The following is a 19,096-nucleotide window of genomic DNA, read 5'->3' as shown; positions in this document are numbered from 1 at the left end:
TTTTATATGAATAATAATTATTTAGTGATTTTCATACTTTCTATCCATTACAAAATCCTCCATGAATTTCGTAGTATAGTTTCCTGCAAGATAATCTTCATTATCCATCAGTTGTCTGTGGAATGGAATAGTAGTTTTTACTCCTTCAATATAAAATTCTTCCAAAGCTCTTCTCATTTTTGCAATGGCTTCTTCACGGGTTTGAGCAGTCGTGATCAATTTTGCAATCATTGAGTCATAGTTAGAAGGGATCGTATATCCAGAATAAACGTGAGTGTCAACTCTTACTCCATGTCCTCCAGGAATATTTAATCCTGTGATTTTTCCAGGAGATGGTCTGAAGTCTGCGTAAGGATCTTCCGCGTTGATTCTACATTCGATTGAATGCAATTTCGGATAATAATTGATTCCTGAAATTGGAGTTCCGGCAGCTAAAAGAATCTGTTCTCTGATCAAATCATAATCGATAACCTGTTCAGTAATAGGGTGTTCTACCTGGATTCTCGTGTTCATTTCCATGAAATAGAAATTTCTGTGTTTGTCAACCAGGAATTCAATAGTTCCTACCCCTTCGTATCCAATGAATTCTGCAGCTTTTACAGCAGCATCCCCCATTTTTTCACGAAGTTCATCTGTCATGAAAGGAGAAGGTGTTTCTTCTGTCAATTTCTGATTTCTTCTTTGAACAGAACAGTCTCTTTCAGAAAGGTGGCAAGCTTTACCGTACTGATCACCAGCAACCTGAATTTCAATATGTCTAGGCTCTTCAATCAGTTTTTCCATGTACATGCCTCCGTTTCCGAATGCAGCCACAGCTTCCTGAATCGCAGATTCCCAATGATCTTTAAGATCTTCAGCTTTCCAAACCGCTCTCATCCCTTTTCCACCACCACCTGCAGTTGCTTTGATCATTACCGGATAACCGATTTCTTCAGCAGTTTTAGCAGCGATTTCATAAGATTCGATCAGGCCGTCAGAACCTGGTACACATGGTACACCTGCAGCTTTCATCGTAGCCTTAGCGTTGGCTTTATCTCCCATTTTTTCAATCTGTTCAGGAGAAGCACCAATGAACTTGATGCCATTTTTCTGGCAGATTCTTGAGAAGTTAGCATTTTCAGATAAAAATCCGTAACCCGGGTGAATAGCGTCTGCATTGGTAATTTCTGCGGCAGCAATAATGTTAGGGATTTTCAAATATGAGTCTTTACTCATTGCAGGACCGATACAAACTGCTTCATCAGCAAATCTTACGTGAAGACTATCTTTATCTGCAGTTGAATAAACCGCAACGGTTTTGATTCCCATTTCTTTACAAGTACGTAAAATACGCATTGCAATTTCGCCACGATTGGCAATTAATATTTTTTTGAACATCTCTCCGAAATTTTAAATTATAAATTTTGAATTTTAAATTATTTTAAATGAAAAAACTTCATCTAAAATTTATAATCTTTAATCTAAAATTCCTTAAGATGGATCTACTAAGAATAAAGGTTGGTCGTATTCAACAGGAGTAGCATCATCGACTAAAATCTTAACGATTTTTCCGCTTACTTCAGACTCGATCTGGTTGAATAATTTCATCGCTTCGATTACGCAAACTACTTTTCCGTTAGAAACTTCGTCGCCAACATTTACGAAAACGTCTTTATCCGGAGATGGCTTTCTGTAGAAAGTTCCGATCATTGGAGATTTAATGGTTACATATTTGCTGTCGTCTGATGCAGCTTCAGTACTTTGAGCAGGTGCAGCAGCAGGAACTGCAGCTTGTGCAGGAGCAGCCGCTACTTGTTGAGGTGCAGTGTGGTAAACTGCAGGTTGTGCATAAGCAACTTCGCTTCCAGCTAATGGAGTTTTAATAGTGATTTCGAAATCTTTAGTTTTGTACTTCACTTCAGAAACCTCTGCCTTAGATACAAACTTGATAAGATTTTGTATGTCTTTAATGTCCATAAATTTGATATTTGATTTGATGCCAAAGATACCAAAAAAACGTAAAAAACAACAAAAAACCGCCAAATTTTATCAAAATTAGGCGGTTTTTGTATTAAAACGAGTGTTTTTCAGTGAAAAATCGACTCTTAGTTTTCTTCAGTAGTTGCTACTTCTTTTTCCAATACTACTTTTCCTCTGTAGTATAATTTTCCTTCATGCCAGTGAGCTCTGTGGTATAGGTGAAGCTCTCCTGTTGTTGCATCTTTTGCTAATTGAGGAACTACAGCTTTGTAGTGAGTTCTTCTCTTATCTCTTCTTGTAGACGACTGTCTTCTCTTTGGATGTGCCATTTTGTAATAACTTTTTTAATTGATGAGCGATGAGATTCATCATCCCATCATTAAACTATTTAATTTTTATTCTTTAAATTTTTTAATGCGTCCCATCTGGGATCGCTTTCATGTTCTTCCTCTTCAACATCTTTTGGACTGAACTTGTCTAAAATTGCCAGATCTTCTTCGGTTACATTAGGAGATAGCTTTTTCATTGGAATTGAAAGCGCTACATTTTCGTAGATCAGTTGTGCAATATTAAATGCATGATCACTTGTCGGAATTGTGATAACATCTTCTTCGCTGTCATCATATTCTTCTCCAAACTTCACCAAGACCTTAATTTGATTTTCAATGGGATGATCAAAATTTTCGTTGGTGATATCACAAACCAATTCTACCGTCCCGCTTACTTTTATCTCAAATTCTAAAAAAGTAGAGTGCTTGTCTAATAAAACATCTACTGTAATTTTAGGATTTGTAAAATCCTGTTCAGTATCAAATAATTGAAAGAACTCTTTATCTATCTCAAACTTGAACTCGTGCTTGCCAGTTTTTAAGCCGGAAAAGCTTACGTCGTAGTTTCTTAACTTGTCCATAAAATGAGTGTGCAAAAATATGCAATTTTTTTATAATAACAAATAATTTTTCTAACAAATTAATTTAAAATTTGTTTCAAAGATTTATCCTTCTGTATCTTCCGGAAGGTCTTCGTCGATTCCATTGTCTATAGCCATTTTTCTTGGCTGAAGACGGTTGGACATCAGTTCGTTGTATTCGCTTCTGTTTTTAAAAATTTTAATAGCGGTGAAAATAGCTTCAGTAAAGCTTTGTTCATCCGCGATATTTTTTCCGGCAATGTCATAAGCTACTCCATGATCCGGAGATGTTCTGATGAATGGAAGTCCGGCGGTATAATTTACCCCTTCTTCATAGGCCAGTGTTTTAAAAGGAGCCAGACCCTGATCATGATACATTGCTAAAACAGCATCAAAGCTTTTATATTTACCGGGCTGGAAAAAACTATCGGCAGGAAATGGTCCAAAAGCTAAAATCCCGTGGTCTGAAAGTTCTTTGATGGCTGGAGAAATGATTTCAATTTCTTCATTTCCTATTACGCCACCGTCACCCGCGTGAGGGTTTAGTCCCAAAACAGCAATCTTTGGTTTTGCAATATTAAAATCTTCAATTAAAGTCTGATGTAAAGCTTTAATCTGTTTTTTTATTTTTTCTTTAGAAATATTTTCAGCGACCTGTGAAATTGGGATGTGATGAGTTGAAACCGCTACTTTTAAGTCTTCTGTAACCAAAAACATCAGTCCTTTTTTGTTAAATTTTTCTTCAAAATAGCCGGTGTGACCAGCGTGCCTGAATCCCATTTTTACCATTTCATCTTTGTTGATAGGAGCAGTGACCAAAACGTCAATATCTCCTTTTATCAAAGCTTCCGTAGCGGCTTCCAAAGAATCGATAGCCATTTTTGTGGACTCTTCGGTAGGAGTTCCCAGTTCTACATTCACATTGTCTTTCACAAGGTTCACCATATTCAGTTTCCCACCCTGTGCTTGAGAAGCCTCATTGATGTAGTTGAAATTTAAATTTAATTTAAAAATATTTTTCTGATAGGTAAATAATTTTCCCGAACCAAAAATTACAGGAGTGAAAAAATCTGTAATGGTTTTGTCTTTCAGAGACTTCATGATGATTTCCGGACCGATGCCGTTGAAATCGCCAATTGAAATTCCTACTCGTACTTTATGGTTTTTTGGGCTCATTTTGATTATCTTTGAAGATTATAATTTTACAAATTTAGCAAAAAATAATATGTTCACAGGAATAATTGAAGCAGTAGGTGTTATTGAGAAAATTGAAGAAAACGGAACTAATATAGATTTTACACTCAGCTGTCCTTTTACGAACGAATTAAAAATAGATCAGAGTCTTGCTCATAATGGGTGTTGTTTGACGGTTGTTAAAATTGACGGAGATCAATATGTAGTGACTGCCATCAACGAGACATTGGAGAAAACCAATCTTGGAAAATGGGAAGTGGGAACTGTGGTAAACCTTGAACGTTGCATGAAAATGGACGGAAGACTGGATGGCCACATTGTACAGGGACATGTGGATAAAACAGGTGAGGTTGTAAGTATCGAAAATAAGGACGGAAGTTATTTTATCACCATTAAATATGAAGATAACGGAAGTTTTGTAACGGTTCCTCAAGGTTCTATTACAGTAAATGGAATCAGTTTAACGGTTGCTAAGAGTGAAGACACACAGTTTTCTGTCGCTATTATCCCGTATACCTGGGAGTTTACGAATATGCAGTACCTGAAAGCAGGAGATAAAGTTAATTTGGAATTCGATATTATAGGTAAATATATTGCCAGGTTAATAAACAAACAGCATGGCGTCTAATAAATATAGAGGATATAGCCTGAGAAACCGTGTTTTTTTCGGATTCTTGTTGGTATGTCTTTTAAGTGTAGTTGCTTCGTCCTTGGTACCTTATTTTGTGCTGAGGAATAATTCTTTGCAGCAAAGCCGTATCGATATGCAGGATAAAACGAATGCCGTAATGAGGTATTTGGATTATGCTGTGAGCAGGGCGCGTATTGAAACAGCAGATCTTCCTACTGTTCTGGAAAATAAGATTTTTGAAATTGCAGATATTAATCAGCATGACATTATTATTTATGATTTAAAAGGTAATTATCTGATTTCAAATAAAGATGTAAGTCTTGTTGAGCAAAAAAAAATACCATTACATATTGTAAATAAGATTTTGGCTACTGATGCCAGAGTTGATATTAAAAGCTTTGATCCTTCAGTGGATGCAGCGCTCACTTCTTCCTATTTATTGTTGAAAAATAATGAACTTGAGCCTATCGGAATTGTATATATTCCTTTGTATCATAATGAATCGGCTGATTTGGAAGTACTTCATGAATATGTTAAATATATTTTGCTTGTAGATATATTTCTGATTCTTTTCAGTATTTGGATAAGCTGGGTGACTTCGAATAGTTTGGCAAAAAATATTACGAAGTTTTCCGATATGATTACCCGTATCACATTGTTTGAAAATGAAATGCAGCCCATCAGATATTATAAAAATGATGAGTTGAATGCTTTGGCAAGAGCTTATAACAGAATGATTCTTCAGATTCAGGATCAGAAAGAAAGGTTACGGTTTAAAGCATCGGAAGAAGCCTGGAGGGAAATGGCAAAACAGGTTGCTCATGAAGTGAAAAATCCATTAACTCCAATGAAATTAACCATTCAGAATTTTGAAAGAAAATTTGACCCGGAAGATCCAAACATCAGGGAAAGAGTTAAACAGATGAGTAAAACTGTGGTTGATCAGATTGATCTCATTGCTACTGTTGCCTCTGCATTTTCTGAGTTTGCCAAGCTTCCGGAAAAAAATAATGAAGTTATTAATCTTAATAAAGAAGTTGAAGACATTCTTAGAGTATTTAATGATGACAGTATTTTTATGCACACGAATAAAAATAACATCATGATCAGTATGGACAGGATTTATCTTTCGAGGATTATTACCAATCTTGTTACCAATGCTAAGCAGGCACAAAGCGATGACAGAAAGCTGATTATTAATGTTGATGTTGAACAGCATCAAAGACGGGTGATGATCTCAGTTCAGGATAACGGAGTTGGAATTCCCGAAAATATGTATGAAAGAATTTTTGAACCTAATTTTACGTCCAAAAGCAGCGGGATGGGACTTGGATTATCAATGGTAAGAAAAATGATTGAGGATTACAAAGGGGAAATTGTTGTAAAGTCGGAAGTAGGAAAAGGCTCTACATTCATTATTACTTTACCAACGAATTTATAGTGAAGCCCTTTAAGTTTAAACAGTTCGAAATCCGGCAGTCAAAAAATGTTTTCCGCGTAGGGACTGACGGTGTTTTGCTTGGAGCTTTAGCTGATGCAAATAAAGCTTCTAAAGTATTGGAAGTCGGAACGGGAACTGGACTGATTTCTTTAATGTTGGCTCAAAGATTTTCTAAAGCGGAATTTTTAGGGATCGATATTAATAAGGAGGCTGTAGAGCTTACAAAAGCTAATTTTGAAAATTCACCTTTTAAGTTTAGGTTAAATAATATTCTGCAGGATTTTAAAAGTTTCCAAACCGGAGATAAATTTGATCTTATTGTCTCAAATCCACCATATTTTGAAGCGTCTGATTCCGAAAAAGATAAAATTGCCAGGCAAACTGTTGAGCTGAATTTTAGACAGCTTATCTCAAAAGCTGCAGAATTGCTTTCTGAAAATGGGACTTTTTCTGTGATTATTCCGGTGGAAGCGGGAGTTGATTTTATTGAGATAGCAAAAGAAAATCGATTGTGCTTAATCAGACGAATAAATATCAAAGGAATTGAAACTTCTCCGGTGAAAAGGCTTGTTCTTGAGTTTTCTTCTGTTGAAAAAGATCCTGAAGTACTAGAATTTGTAATAGAAAAAAGTCCGAGAAAATACTCGGACCAATATCTTGAACTCACTAAAGACTTTCATATTTTTCGTGAAAAATAATTACTCAAACAATTCTGAAGTATCCAATACGGAAACTCTTCCGTCTTCACATCTGATTGCTTCACCCGGGAAATTTTGGATCATATGGTAATCATGGGTTGCCATTACTACTGCAGCTCCGTTTTCCAGTGCAACCTGCTTCAATAAGGTCATGATTTCGTTTGAGGTTTCAGGATCAAGGTTTCCTGTAGGCTCATCGGCTAAAATCAGATCAGGGTGGTTTAATAAAGCTCTTGCTATGGCCACACGTTGTTGTTCTCCACCAGAAAGTTCATGAGGCATTTTGTGTTTTTTACTTTTCATGTTTACACTTCCCAGGACTTCATTAATGCGGTCTTGTATTTTTGTTTTGTCGCTCCAGCCTGTTGCTTCAAGAACGAATATTAAGTTCTTCTCTACTGTCCTGTCGGATAATAATTGGAAATCCTGAAAAACGATTCCTAATTTTCTTCTCAGGTTAGGAATTTCAGACATCTTTAATTTGGCAAGATCAAAACCAACTACTGCTCCGTGTCCTGCAGCTAATGGAATGTGTCCATATAAAGTTTTTAGTAATGAGCTTTTTCCGGAACCTGTTTTCCCAATAAGATAACAAAATCTGCCTTTTTTGATGTTAAGATTAACATCAGAAAGAACCGTAAAGTTTTTTTGGGCAATCTTTGCGTGCTGCAAACTTATGATATTATCTCCGGATATATTTGTATGTGGCATAATGCTGTTTTATGATCTATTCTTATAAATTTTTCAATTTTTAAAAATAGAAAAAAGAAACTTAAGAACCTTGAATTTTAGTAAAATTTAACAACAAAAAATGCCTGAAAAGATTATTTTCAAGCATGATTTGTATATGATAATTAAAGAATTATCTCTTAGCGCGAGATGCACTTACAGTTAAACTCTTTCTGCCTTTAGCTCTTCTTGCAGCCAAAACTCTTCTTCCATTTGGCGTAGACATTCTTTCTCTGAAACCGTGTTTGTTTCTTCTCTTTCTTTCTGATGGCTGGAATGTTCTTTTACTCATTACTATATGTTTAAATCGTAATTATCTATTAATTTTCAGGTTGCAAAGATATAGATTTTTTTATAAGATACAAACTTTAGACTCTTTTTTTTGAAATTATTTTGAAGGTTTTTAGTACTATATTTATAAAAGTCCTGCTGTAGCTGAAATCCGTAACATTTAAAAATAATACTAATGATTGAGTTAAAAAGCTCTATCTTTGGAAACTCAAAATTAAAGAAGCATAGATGTTTACACCTGCAGAAATCCTAGAAATCAAATCATTACTTATTCCACAAAACAAAATCGTTATCATTACTCATTATAATCCTGATGGTGATGCTATTGGATCAAGTTTGGGATTAAAGCATTATTTGCAGGCAAAAGGTTTACAGGCTGAAGTGGTGGTTCCTAATGACTTTCCGAAGTTTTTGAAATGGATGCCTGAAGCTAAAAAAAATATTATTGCTGAATATAAAAGAAAATTAGCTTTAGATATAATTAATGAAGCCGATGTTATTTTCTGTCTGGATTTCAATTCTCCGTCAAGAATCGGAATTTTGGGAGAATGGCTGGTAAAATCCAAAGCAAAAAAGATCCTTATAGATCATCACCAGCAACCAGAACAGTTTGATTTTGTATATTCAGATACGATTATTCCTGCGACCTGTCAGATGGTTTATCATTTTATTGAAGCAATGGATGATGAAAACCTGGTAAATAAAGATATGGCAGAATGCCTTTATACCGGAATTATGACCGATACGGGGGGCTTCCGTTTTCGTTCCACAAGTGCGACTACTCATAGAATCGTGGCAAATCTTATCGAAAAAGGCGCGGATCCTTCGGTGATTACTTCCAATACATGGGACACAAATACTGTTTCAAGGCTACACTTGCTGGCTCTTATTCTGGGAAGAATTGAAGTGGTGAATGATGGTAAAGTGGCTGTTTTATATCTTACTAGAAAAGAACTGCAGGAATATGGTTTCCAGAAAGGAGATACGGAAGGTTTTGTAAATTACGGTTTAAGTATTGTCGGAGTAAGAATGTCGGCTTTCTTTATGGAAGACCTGTATGATGATTTTATTAAAATATCTTTCAGAAGTAAAGATGATGTGGATGTCAATCAGTTCTCAAGAAAATATTTCAATGGGGGAGGGCATATCAACGCAGCCGGAGGAAAATCTTTAGAGTCTCTGATGGATACTCTTGAAACTTTTAAGAACAGGGTAGCAGAAGAGCAGCTATAAAGAAGGCTGTATCTTTTTATATCCTTTTTCTTCTAATTCTTTACAGGTGTAGTCATAAACTTCCTGAAACATTTCATCCAAATTTTTTTTATTGAAGAGGCTGAATTTGGTCATTTTAGGTGGATCTAAAAAGATATCGCAAAAATCAGCTTTAGAATACACGGATTTCGCGATTGCTAAATGTAGAATCCTGTCAAATTCTTTCATCAGGCTCATGTTGGGAAGAGGATCGTAGCTGATTGAATTCACATGGGATGCAATCAGGAAATCACACTTGTCCATAATGGGTTCTATAGGGAGATTGTCTAACACACCGCCATCTACATATACTTTTTCTCCTATTTTTACCGGAGGAAGAACAAAAGGAACGCTTGATGAGGCTAAAAGAGGTCCGAAAAGTTCGCCTTCTGAAAAGAAATCAACAATTCCGTGGGTCATTTCTGTTGCGGCAACATATACTGGGATTTTCAATACCTTAAAATCATCTTCAGGAAAATAATCAATAAGAAGTTTTAAAATAAACTTAGAGCTGAAAATTCCGTTTTTTGAAAGCCTTAAGTAGGATCGGGAAAAAAAGGTGGTCTGTTTTACAATTTCCATCATTTCATCCGGAGTCTTTCCTAAAGAATAGAATGCTCCGATGATAGATCCCGCACTTGTTCCCGAAATAATCTGGGGTTTTAGATCAAATTCCTCCAATGCCTTTAAAACGGCAATATGGGCAATTCCACGCATTCCACCTCCGGAAAGAGTAAGTCCGATTATAGGATTCTTTTTGGGAGAAGAAAAGAAGCTCATAGATCTGTTGTTAAAATTCAGTACTTTACTTTACATTTTTTAAGGCTCATCACACTGTGAGTCAATCTTGATGAATAAAGAGTTGAACGCCTTCATCATCTTTTCATCATGTTCGATTCTTTTAATATCGCTATTAGCACAATTTCCCCAACCAAAAGTAATAAGGTCAACAATGGCATATTCATTTCTGTTCTGAGCATGTAGGTTGTTCTCGAACTCATCCATGATTTTTTCGGGACTGCCATTATTTTTGCTCATCTGCAGTCTCAGCTTTCTCCATTCATCAATCATGACATCTTCATCAGAATTGAGTGCTCTTACAAAGTTTTCGCAATTTTTGGAAAATTTGCTGTTCAGTAATATTGAGGGATCGGAAAATGCTGTAATTTCAGTTTTATCAAATTCATATTCCTGAATGAGTTCCTGGATCTTTTGTGATTTAATATTCTGCCAATAGGGATCGTTAACCACTTTTAAATTCTCAAGTGCTTTTTTCTTTTCTGCAAAATCTTTATCCAGTTTTGCCAAAATTTTATCTTTATCTCTTCTTACTTCCTGTAATGTTTCAGGCTTAAAAACGGATGGTTTACTCAATAATAAACTGCTGTATTCAAACCAAAGCTTGTATGTGCCTTCTATTTCTTCTCGGGAATATTTATCAGCGTCATACTGACCTTTGTTTTCACAAAGTTCTGTTACGAAATTAAAGGTTTGTTTGTTTTTAACTGTTTTTAAGCTGTCAGTTTGAGTTTCTGTCATAGAAACAGAATCTTTTAAAGTTGTATTTTTAGAAGTTTCAGCTTCTTTTTTACAGCTGATTACTGCAAGAAGCAGTAGTGATGAAATCCAAATTCTCATAAAAATTTTTTAAAGGATCAAATGTTTTGGAAGGTGGTGAAGAAGTTCGGTGTTGATGATTTCAGCACAAATACTTGGTTTTTCCCAATGTCCGTTATGTCCGCAATCCAGAACGTAAGATTTGATATTGGTTCTGTCGGGAAGATTTTTAATCATGATTTCAGTTTTTACGGCATTATCATGTTTTCCTGCGATCACCAGAATTTTTGCATCCAGACTTTCCAACACGTGTTTTTTATCGGTTCTTTCTACCATTCCCTTTACCGAAGCTAAAGCGCCAAGATTATTCGTGGAAAGAGCAATTTCTAAAGCCGTCTCTATTTTCCCTTCCAGAATGTCTCTTTCATTCGGGTTAAAAAGATTAGGCACGCCGGCTCTGGCATAATGTGGGAAAGCATCCTTGATAATTCTGTAGCTTTTTATGCGTTGTTCTTTTTTTTCTGCATCATCAGGTAAATATGTCGAGAAAAATAAAGTTAAGCTTATAAGGAATTCGGGATATTTTTCTGCAAAAGCCAGGGAAGTATAGCCTCCCATTGAATGACCGAGTAAATGAACTTTAGTTAAGCTGAGCTTATCCAGTACTTTTTTTACTTCTTCAGCCATGATTTCCATGGTTTGAACTTCCGCTACAATTTCAGACTGTCCATGTCCGGGAAGATCTATTTTTAATATTGAGAAATGTTCAGAAAGATGAGGCTCCATATCATTCCATATTGAGCAGTTTTCCATGAATCCGTGGAGTAGGACTAATGTTTCTTTTCCGTTTCCTTTTCTTTCAAAATTAAGCATATTCAAAAATTAAAAATGAATGTCTATATAGTCTACAAATCCCGAACCATTTATCATGTCCTGAAGTCGGTATGTTTTTCCGCCATCTTTAGAAGCGAAAGTTTTGGTTCCTTTTCTGGTGTAAGGTTTCCCGTTGTCATTTTCCGTAATACTTTGAGTAATTTCTCCGGTGAAGTTCATATGTTTATCAGAAACAACGGCAACGAAGCCTTTTATTTCAACAGAGTTTTTTCCGGATTTGATATTTCCTGAAACGTTGTAATGATCTTTTTCACCTTCAATTTTCTTAAAATGAATAGTTCCTGTGTTTTTAATTAAATTATGCGTGAATTTATGGTCTCCGCTGAAATCTTTAAATGAATTCTTACTTCGGATGCTGTCATTTATTTTTGTTCGCACAGCATTGATTGAGTCAATGATTTTTGTGCTGTCCGTTTGGACTGAAGAAGGGGTTGTTTCTTTTTTAGAACATGAAAGAATTAAAACTAAGATTGCGATTGTGGCTAAAGCGTTTTTCATCAAAAAAATTATATCTCAAATGTAAACAAAAAAAAGAGCATTGTAAAAATGCCCTTCTTATTTTATTTTGTTAATTCTTCGTAAACTTTCTTTTCCCAAGGTTTAATATCGGTGATTCCATATTGTTCCTTGTTGGAGATGGCGATATTATCAAGAACGTCTACAAAGTTTTTATAGTTCGCGTCATCTGTAGGTTCTATGATGATTGTGAAATTTTCTTTTTTCGGAGCTTTGTTGTAGGCTTCGGAAATTATTTTGGAAATATTAATTCCGCTAAAGTCTGTCTCTTTTAAATTGTTTTTATTTAAATCTTCCGCAGATTGTTGGTGGTAAAATACTCTGTTGTCTTTTCCCAGAATAAAGGTAACCTGGTTTCTAAAATCTACTACATTTTTTGGTGGTTGTGGACTTTTTGCAGGCAATCCTAGATCCATTACATTGGGTTTTGTGAAATTGGTGGTAAACATAAAAAAGGTAATTAATAAAAACCCTAAGTCTACCATAGGAGTCATGTCAATGCGGATCAGTTTTTTTCTTTGTTTGCCTCCTTGTTTTTCTTGTGCAATAACTTCAGCCATAATTAATATTTTTAATAGTTAAACGATGTTGATAAAAAAGTAACACTTTCATATCTTTCTGTCTGAAACTATACAAAGTTTGTACCTAATTTATGAAATTGATTGCCGAATGTTTATTTTATTAATTTTTGAAATGAAAAAACCTTATGATGATTGTGTTTTCATAAGGTTTTATAATATTTTAAGAGTGATCGTTTACTTCTTGATAATTAGCTTTTCAGAAAGGATATTTTTTTCTGTGCTGTCAATCTGAACAATATACATTCCGTTTGCAAATGCAGAGGTATTAATGGAAATGTTTGGCTCAGAATATTTTTTCCCGGAAATTTTTCTTCCTGCAGCGTCAAAAATAGTCACCGTGCTTTCTTTTGGAAGATGATTGATATAAACAATATCTTTTGCCGGATTAGGGTATATTTCAAGTTTTTGAGGAGAATTATTTTCTGTGGTTCCTAATTCTTTCGATCCGTTTAGCTTTACAATCCAAAAATCAAACTGACCGTGATTTCCGGTAACATCTCCATTGTTAGGATTTGTGTTTGAGTATCCTGCTAGAGCTAATCCCTCATCTGTGGTTGAGATAATGCTATAAGCTGCCTCGTTTCCGTTTCCGCCGTATGGTTTATGCCATAGCAAGTTTCCCAAGGTATCTAATTTTACGACCCAGTATTGTGTAGAAGCTAAGGGTTCTGATTCTGCAATTCCGGTATTTGAAGAAAGGTATCCTGCGGCAACATAATTTCCGTCCGGCGTTTGTTTTACAGAGTAAGCTTGATCATAGGTAGTGGTTCCTAGGGTTTTTTGCCATTGTAGATTCCCTGATGTATCCAATTTAAGAATCCAGCAGTCTCCTTGACCGCTATTAAAAGTTATATTTCCGTTGGTAGAATTGGTACTACCAGATACAATGTAGCCGCCGTCCGAAGTTTGGGCTATGGAATAAGCAATATCTTCAACAGAACCTCCGAAACGTTTTTCCCATATGATATTGCCTGTGCTTCCTATTTTAACGATCCAGAAATCTCTTAATCCTAAGGCAATACTGGAAATATCTCCACTGTTTGATGAGTTTGTTTCTCCGGCGATAACATAACTTCCATCACTGGTTTGCTGAATTTCAAATGCTCTTTCATCGCTGGATCCGCCAATGGATTTTTGCCACTGTAAGTTTCCTGAAGAATCTAATTTTACCACCCAATAATCATTTGTATATGCACCGTTATTTCCGGTAACGTCTCCGTTATTTGAGCTTGAATATCCGGCTACGATATATCCTCCGTCAGTAGTTTGCTTTACAGAGGTTGCAATATCTTGAAATTGACCGCCATATGTTTTTTGCCATACAATATTTCCAAGTGCATTCAATTTTACAATCCAATAATCTGCATATCCTTTATTCATGGTAACATCTCCATCAGTAGAAGTGGTATATCCGGCAATAACATATCCTCCGTCTGAGGTAGTACAGATTGAGTTTGCCTGATCGTCACCAGACCCGCCAAGAGATTTTTGCCACTGAAGAGTCCCTGAAGCATCCATTTTCACTACCCAAAAATCATTATCTCCATGATTCATGGTTGCATTTCCATCGGCAGATTTTGAAAATCCGGCAGTGATATATCCTCCGTCCGGGGTTTGTACAATGGATTTTGCAGTTTCGGAGGCGGATCCTCCAAAAGATTTCTGCCACTCAATACTCGGAATGGAAGATTGGGAATATGTGGTAATTCCATAATGGATAAGAATGGATAAGAAAATAAATTTATATTTCATAATATTGTGTATCGTGTTGTTGATTATTCAAATATAGATAAAATTAATTTGAGAATATAAAAAGAGAGGATCGGAGACGACAAAAAAACTCATGCCTTTCGACATGAGTTTCTATAATATTTTGAATTTTTTATTTATTCTTTTTATAATAATTGACTCCGCATTCCAAGAACTTTTTGAAATCTTCTTTTGGCATATATCCTGAGACCGGAGTATTGATTACTTTTCCGTCCGGAGTCACAAGAACATAATGTGGCTGGGAATTATTATTGAAGTTCACCTGTTGGAACAAGCTCCATCTGTCACCAATAGTTTTTACTTTTTTTACCTGCCCGTCTCCGAGATCAATTTTTGTTTTCTGATCTTCCGGAAGCTCTTCTTTATCATCAACATATAAAGAGGCTAAAACAACGTCGTTCTGAAGAATCGGTAAAATATCTGCTTCACTCCATACGAATTCTTCCATTTTTCTACAGTTTTCACAGCCATAGCCGGTGAAATCAATTAAGATAGGTTTGTCTTCTTTTTTTGCTATTTCTACTGCTTTGAAGAAGTCATGTTCAGGATGCATTCCCAAAATTCCGTCTTTCTCGTCATGGAAATAACTAACATTCAATGGAGGTAGAATTCCACTTAATAATTGCAGTTTCGGGCGTTCCGAAGGAATTAATCCCTGAACTAAATAGATTACAAATCCGAATCCTAAAGCTCCAAGAATTTTTCTGGTGATAGAAATTTTAGGTTTTTTATCATCATGCGGAAATCTGATTAATCCGAATAGATATAATGCTAATCCTAGAGCAATAACAATCCAGATCGCAATGAAAAGTTCTCTTTTTAGTAAGAAAGTTTTAGAAACCAGATCAGCTTTTGATAAGAATTTCAATGCCAAAGCCAGTTCTACAAACCCCAATACTACTTTCACCGTATTCATCCAGCCTCCTGATTTTGGAAGACTTTGTAATGCCTGAGGAAATAAAGCTAATAATCCGAAAATGATTGCCCAGGCTAAACCGAAACCTGCTAGAGCAAATGTCAATAACATCGGAACGTTTGCAGAACCTGTTACTGCACTTCCTAATAAGCTTCCTAAAATTGGACCCGTACAAGAGAAAGAAACAATAACCAATGTTAAAGCCATAAAGAAGATTCCGATAATTCCTCCGGCTTCTTCAGCTTTTGAAGATTTGTTGGCAATTGAGCTTGGTAATGTAATATCGTAATATCCGAAGAAACTTCCTGCGAAGAAAATGAATATGATAAAGAATGCAATATTCAGCCAAACACTTGTAGAAATTTCATTGAAAATATTTCCTGCAATTCCGTCAATAATATGGAATGGAACACTTAATAATACAAAGATTAAAAGAATGAAAAATCCATAGATCAACGCGTCTCTTTTTCCTTTTGCTTTGTTTTTGCTGCCTTTCGTGAAGAAAGAAACCGTTAACGGAATCATTGGGAAAACACATGGCGTTAACAACGCAATTAGTCCTCCGATGAAACCTAAGAATAAGTACGTCCAATAATTTTCTTCAATTTTTGTAGAGCCTGTTCCGCAATCAGTCAAAGGTTTTTCAAAATCAATCGATTCTATTTTTAACTGTTTAGGATCCAGTTTTGAGGTTTCTGCTATGGTAACTTCTCCTTTAGCAGGATTTTCTACGACTGTTTCAACTGTTTTTACAGAATCCTTTGCTGGCTTAGTTTTTTCTTCGGTGGCAGCTTCTTCAGTTGCTCCTGCTGGAGTCACCTGTTTATTGAATTCTAAAGTATTTGGAGCCAGACAAACTCTGTCGTCGCACGTTTGATAAGTGATTTCTGCAACCACATCGCCCGGTTTTGTTCCGTCTTTTAGTTTAAATTTTTGTTTGAAGCCTGCAGTATTGGAATAAAAAATAATAGTCCCTCCGAAAGCTTCCGAAAATTCTTCATGTTTTTTTCCGACTTCGGTAAATTTTCCAATTAGTTCAATGTTTTTTCCCGATACTTTATAATCCGTGGGAATTCCTGTGTCTTCCGGGATATCTTTGGAATAAATATGCCATCCGCTTTCCATGGTGGCATTCAAAACGGCTTCGTATTGGTTGTTTCCCAGATCGTTGATGGTAAACTTAAACTTTACAGGATTTTTGATTTGTGCATTAATTCCTGTTGTTAAAAATAACAGAACTAATAAAAACCAGTTTCTAAATTTCATCTTACTTTTCATTAATAATTTTGAGAATTTTATGGGTATTCTCATCCTTTGCATTTCGTCGGTCTTGTCTCAAAGGGATAATTCCAAGGATAGAATTTTCTCCATCTACAAGAACCCAAATTTTTTGCCTCGCTAAAATAGATAATTTTTCGTCCCTAAAAAACTTAGAAACTTTCTTTTTCCCCAAAAATCCGGCAGGATAAAATTCGTCACCGTCTTTTTGTCTTCGCAATCGCAATGGGAAGTGTAGTTTTTCGGCATCAAACTCCCATCCGATGTTTTTATTGATTTCTTCAATCTCTTCAATAACATCTTCGAGATTAATGATCATTTGGTTTTGGGAAAAGTCAAATTTTTCTATCAGGAGAATTTCTTCATCCAATGGAGCATTTTGGTCTTCTGTTTTTTGTTTTAAGATTAATTCGTCGCGGGTAACAATCAATTGATGGTTTTTTGAAAAAAAAGAACTTCCGTTTTCAGCGGTAAAAACTTTAGGAATTTCTTCTGAATCAAAACCATATTTTTTTAAAATCTCAAACTTTACAAAATCACTTTGCAGACTGAGTTTGTCTTTTGATATAATTTTATGGTTATTGTTAAATATCGTCAGACTTTCTTCTATTGCTCTGATCTGTTCCTGGACAAAATCTTTTGTCTGATTTAAATAAGTAATACTTTTTTTGAAATTCTCTAAAAAATGATCGTTGGTCTCTAGTAATTTAGGCGTGATTTCCAGGCGGATTTTATTTCTTAAATAATCACTTTTTTTATTAGAAAGGTCTTCGCGGTACTCAATATTGTTTTCTTTTGCAAATTCATAGATCTCTTCTTTTGTGAAATGTAAAAGAGGCCGGAGAATATTATTTTCATTCGAAGGAATTCCGCTCAGTCCGTTAATTCCTGCCGCTTTGGAAAGATTAATAATAAAAGTTTCCAGCTGATCATTCAGGTGATGAGCGGTAACCAGAAAATCCAGATTTTCCTTTTGTTGAATCTTTTTAAAAAAGTTATATCTCAATTCTCTGGCCCAGAGCTGAATAGAATTTTGCGGTTTTTGATCTTTCTCTGAAACGTCATATACATGAAATTTAATGAGGTTCTTTTGGCAAAAGTCAGAAACGACTTTCTGGTCAAGATTAGAGTCTTCGCCCCGGAGATGATAGTTGATATGAGCAATCTGGAACTCAAAACCTGAATCTCGCAACTGATTGAACAGGTGTGCTAAAACCATAGAGTCAACACCTCCGCTCACTGCCAGAAGATAAGTGTGATTTTGGGGTAGATTAACAAGATTTTCTAATTCTTTTTTTAAGTCCGGTTTTTTCAAAATTTAACTTGGGGATTTCTTTTAGGCAAAGATAATCCTTATAATTCAATTCAATTTTCCTACCTTTGACTCGTCTAAAAATGATTATTTATGAAGATTTTTAAAATTTTAGCAGTTTCTGCAATGGTGTTGGGATTGACATCTTGCGTTAGTAAAAAGCAGTATGAAGCTTTGAGTTCCAATTACAAACAATGTATTGAAAATATTGGAGAAAGACAACGTGAGATTCAGGATTTAAAGTCTCAAAATTCTGCTTTGTCAGGAGAAAATAATTTGCTGAAAAGTCAGCATGATGCTTTAAAATCATCTTTGGATGCTTGTCTGTCCAATACAGGTAAGAGCTCAGCAAATATTGATAAATTGGTAGGAGAGATCAATGCTTCTAACTCTTATATCAAACAGTTAATTTCTAGCAATGCTAAAAATGACAGTTTAAATTTAGCATTGTCAAACAAATTAAAAAGATCTCTTGATAATGTAGCAGATGATGATGTACAGGTAAAAGTATTGAAAGGTGTCGTAATGATTTCCCTTTCCGACAAGATGTTGTATAAAACAGGAGATTATAATATCCTTCCTGCAGCTCAGGAAGTCTTAGGTAAAGTAGCTAAAGTGATCAACGATTATGATAAATATTCAGTATTGATTGAAGGTAATACGGATAATGCTCCATTAAGCTCTGCTAATTTACCAAGAGATAACTGGGATCTTTCTGCGTTGAGAGGAACTGCGGTTGCTAAAATCTTACAGACTCAGTTTGGTGTTGATCCGGCAAGGATTACAGCAGGTGGGCGTTCTGAATACAACCCTAAAGCGACTAATATGAGTGTTTCCGGAAGAGCGGAAAACAGAAGAACTGAAATTATCATTATGCCTAAGCTAGATGAGTTTATGAAGCTGATGGATATTGCTCCAAAGAAATAATTTCTGATAATATAAATAAAAACTCCCGAAATATTCGGGAGTTTTTTTGTTACTTAAACTACGTCTTCTTTTTTCAATAATGAAATAATTCGCTGTAAAAATGAATTGGATATTTCGGGTTTAGTTTTTTTTGACGCATTCATTGTGATGATGCGTGCTTTTGATTCCTCAGCCTTCTTGATTTGATTTTCTCCGGTATTCATTTTGATTGTGTGTTTTTACCTTCTCTGCAAAAGTACTG

General features: G+C 35.3%; 21 protein-coding genes. 5 read left to right on the top strand and 16 right to left on the bottom strand.

What is annotated here, in order from left to right:
• Window positions 1-21 precede the first annotated feature (21 nt).
• From accC to pdxA, 5 genes are all read right to left on the bottom strand, one after another.
• Window positions 22-1,377 (bottom strand): acetyl-CoA carboxylase biotin carboxylase subunit, encoded by a 1,356-nt coding sequence (accC, locus tag MKS83_RS11090; protein ID WP_100376868.1) that lies wholly within the window; start codon window positions 1,375-1,377, stop codon window positions 22-24.
• A gap of 93 nt (window positions 1,378-1,470) precedes the next feature.
• Window positions 1,471-1,956, bottom strand: coding sequence for an acetyl-CoA carboxylase biotin carboxyl carrier protein (gene accB / locus MKS83_RS11085; RefSeq protein WP_240579752.1), 486 nt, complete (start codon window positions 1,954-1,956; stop codon window positions 1,471-1,473).
• A gap of 128 nt (window positions 1,957-2,084) precedes the next feature.
• Window positions 2,085-2,288 carry a 50S ribosomal protein L32 gene (rpmF, locus tag MKS83_RS11080; RefSeq protein WP_007843326.1) on the bottom strand — a complete coding sequence of 68 codons (204 nt, stop codon included), beginning with the start codon at window positions 2,286-2,288 and terminating at the stop codon, window positions 2,085-2,087.
• A 59-nt stretch (window positions 2,289-2,347) separates the two neighbouring features.
• Window positions 2,348-2,869 carry a YceD family protein gene (locus MKS83_RS11075; protein WP_240579751.1) on the bottom strand — a complete coding sequence of 174 codons (522 nt, stop codon included), beginning with the start codon at window positions 2,867-2,869 and terminating at the stop codon, window positions 2,348-2,350.
• Between the two features lie 84 nt (window positions 2,870-2,953).
• Window positions 2,954-4,045, bottom strand: a complete 1,092-nt coding sequence (gene pdxA, locus MKS83_RS11070; protein ID WP_240579750.1) for a 4-hydroxythreonine-4-phosphate dehydrogenase PdxA — start codon at window positions 4,043-4,045, stop codon at window positions 2,954-2,956.
• 49 nt (window positions 4,046-4,094) lie between these two features.
• Here pdxA and MKS83_RS11065 point away from each other — a divergent pair, with 49 nt between their 5' ends.
• From MKS83_RS11065 to MKS83_RS11055, 3 genes are read left to right on the top strand one after another with little or no spacing between them, the layout of a single operon-like run.
• Entirely contained in the window at window positions 4,095-4,691 is a 597-nt protein-coding gene (locus MKS83_RS11065) for a riboflavin synthase (protein ID WP_240579749.1), read from the top strand.
• Window positions 4,681-6,135: a sensor histidine kinase gene (locus MKS83_RS11060; protein ID WP_240579748.1), complete on the top strand. Its 1,455-nt coding sequence runs from the start codon at window positions 4,681-4,683 to the stop codon at window positions 6,133-6,135. The genes MKS83_RS11065 and MKS83_RS11060 overlap by 11 nt, the downstream gene beginning before the upstream one ends.
• A complete protein-coding gene (locus tag MKS83_RS11055; RefSeq protein ID WP_240579747.1) occupies window positions 6,135-6,833 on the top strand; it encodes a tRNA1(Val) (adenine(37)-N6)-methyltransferase in 699 nt (232 codons plus the stop codon). The genes MKS83_RS11060 and MKS83_RS11055 overlap by 1 nt, the downstream gene beginning before the upstream one ends.
• Here the strand turns inward: MKS83_RS11055 and MKS83_RS11050 are convergent, their stop codons facing one another.
• Both MKS83_RS11050 and rpmH read right to left on the bottom strand, forming a co-directional pair.
• Window positions 6,834-7,544, bottom strand: a complete 711-nt coding sequence (locus tag MKS83_RS11050) for a cell division ATP-binding protein FtsE (protein WP_240579746.1) — start codon at window positions 7,542-7,544, stop codon at window positions 6,834-6,836. It lies immediately after the preceding gene.
• Between the two features lie 151 nt (window positions 7,545-7,695).
• A complete protein-coding gene (rpmH, locus tag MKS83_RS11045) occupies window positions 7,696-7,854 on the bottom strand; it encodes a 50S ribosomal protein L34 (protein ID WP_007843334.1) in 159 nt (52 codons plus the stop codon).
• 227 nt (window positions 7,855-8,081) lie between these two features.
• On the opposite strand from rpmH, the gene MKS83_RS11040 reads away from it, so the two are divergent.
• Window positions 8,082-9,086 (top strand): DHH family phosphoesterase, encoded by a 1,005-nt coding sequence (locus MKS83_RS11040; protein WP_240579745.1) that lies wholly within the window; start codon window positions 8,082-8,084, stop codon window positions 9,084-9,086.
• Here the strand turns inward: MKS83_RS11040 and MKS83_RS11035 are convergent.
• The 8 genes from MKS83_RS11035 to tilS all read right to left on the bottom strand — a co-directional run bounded on the left by MKS83_RS11035 (window position 9,081) and on the right by tilS (window position 17,934).
• Window positions 9,081-9,884: a patatin-like phospholipase family protein gene (locus MKS83_RS11035; protein ID WP_240579744.1), complete on the bottom strand. Its 804-nt coding sequence runs from the start codon at window positions 9,882-9,884 to the stop codon at window positions 9,081-9,083. The genes MKS83_RS11040 and MKS83_RS11035 overlap by 6 nt on opposite strands.
• 39 nt (window positions 9,885-9,923) lie before the next feature.
• Window positions 9,924-10,742, bottom strand: a complete 819-nt coding sequence (locus MKS83_RS11030) for a hypothetical protein (protein ID WP_240579743.1) — start codon at window positions 10,740-10,742, stop codon at window positions 9,924-9,926.
• Window positions 10,743-10,751: 9 nt separating this feature from the next.
• Complete coding sequence (locus tag MKS83_RS11025; RefSeq protein WP_240579742.1) at window positions 10,752-11,534, bottom strand: alpha/beta fold hydrolase; 783 nt, start codon at window positions 11,532-11,534, stop codon at window positions 10,752-10,754.
• A gap of 9 nt (window positions 11,535-11,543) precedes the next feature.
• The gene (locus MKS83_RS11020) at window positions 11,544-12,053 is read right to left on the bottom strand and encodes a hypothetical protein (RefSeq protein ID WP_240579741.1); all 510 of its coding nucleotides are present in this window, start codon (window positions 12,051-12,053) and stop codon (window positions 11,544-11,546) included.
• A gap of 62 nt (window positions 12,054-12,115) precedes the next feature.
• On the bottom strand, window positions 12,116-12,631 hold the full coding sequence (locus tag MKS83_RS11015; protein ID WP_240579740.1) for a biopolymer transporter ExbD: 516 nt from the start codon (window positions 12,629-12,631) through the stop codon (window positions 12,116-12,118).
• Window positions 12,632-12,826: 195 nt separating this feature from the next.
• Entirely contained in the window at window positions 12,827-14,404 is a 1,578-nt protein-coding gene (locus tag MKS83_RS11010) for a T9SS type A sorting domain-containing protein (RefSeq protein WP_240579739.1), read from the bottom strand.
• Between the two features lie 130 nt (window positions 14,405-14,534).
• On the bottom strand, window positions 14,535-16,604 hold the full coding sequence (locus MKS83_RS11005) for a protein-disulfide reductase DsbD family protein (RefSeq protein WP_240583185.1): 2,070 nt from the start codon (window positions 16,602-16,604) through the stop codon (window positions 14,535-14,537).
• A gap of 1 nt (window position 16,605) precedes the next feature.
• Window positions 16,606-17,934 (bottom strand): tRNA lysidine(34) synthetase TilS, encoded by a 1,329-nt coding sequence (gene tilS / locus MKS83_RS11000; protein ID WP_410679607.1) that lies wholly within the window; start codon window positions 17,932-17,934, stop codon window positions 16,606-16,608.
• Between the two features lie 87 nt (window positions 17,935-18,021).
• Between tilS and MKS83_RS10995 the strand changes: the two genes are divergently transcribed.
• Window positions 18,022-18,855, top strand: a complete 834-nt coding sequence (locus MKS83_RS10995) for an OmpA family protein (RefSeq protein ID WP_100376853.1) — start codon at window positions 18,022-18,024, stop codon at window positions 18,853-18,855.
• 53 nt (window positions 18,856-18,908) lie between these two features.
• On the opposite strand, the gene MKS83_RS10990 is transcribed toward MKS83_RS10995, so the two are convergent.
• The gene (locus tag MKS83_RS10990) at window positions 18,909-19,058 is read right to left on the bottom strand and encodes a hypothetical protein (RefSeq protein WP_240579737.1); all 150 of its coding nucleotides are present in this window, start codon (window positions 19,056-19,058) and stop codon (window positions 18,909-18,911) included.
• Window positions 19,059-19,096: the final 38 nt, after the last annotated feature.

This window comes from Chryseobacterium sp. Y16C (assembly GCF_022488405.1).
Classification (GTDB): Bacteria; Bacteroidota; Bacteroidia; order Flavobacteriales; family Weeksellaceae; genus Chryseobacterium; species Chryseobacterium geocarposphaerae.
This window is presented reverse-complemented; position numbering and strand designations above follow the sequence as displayed.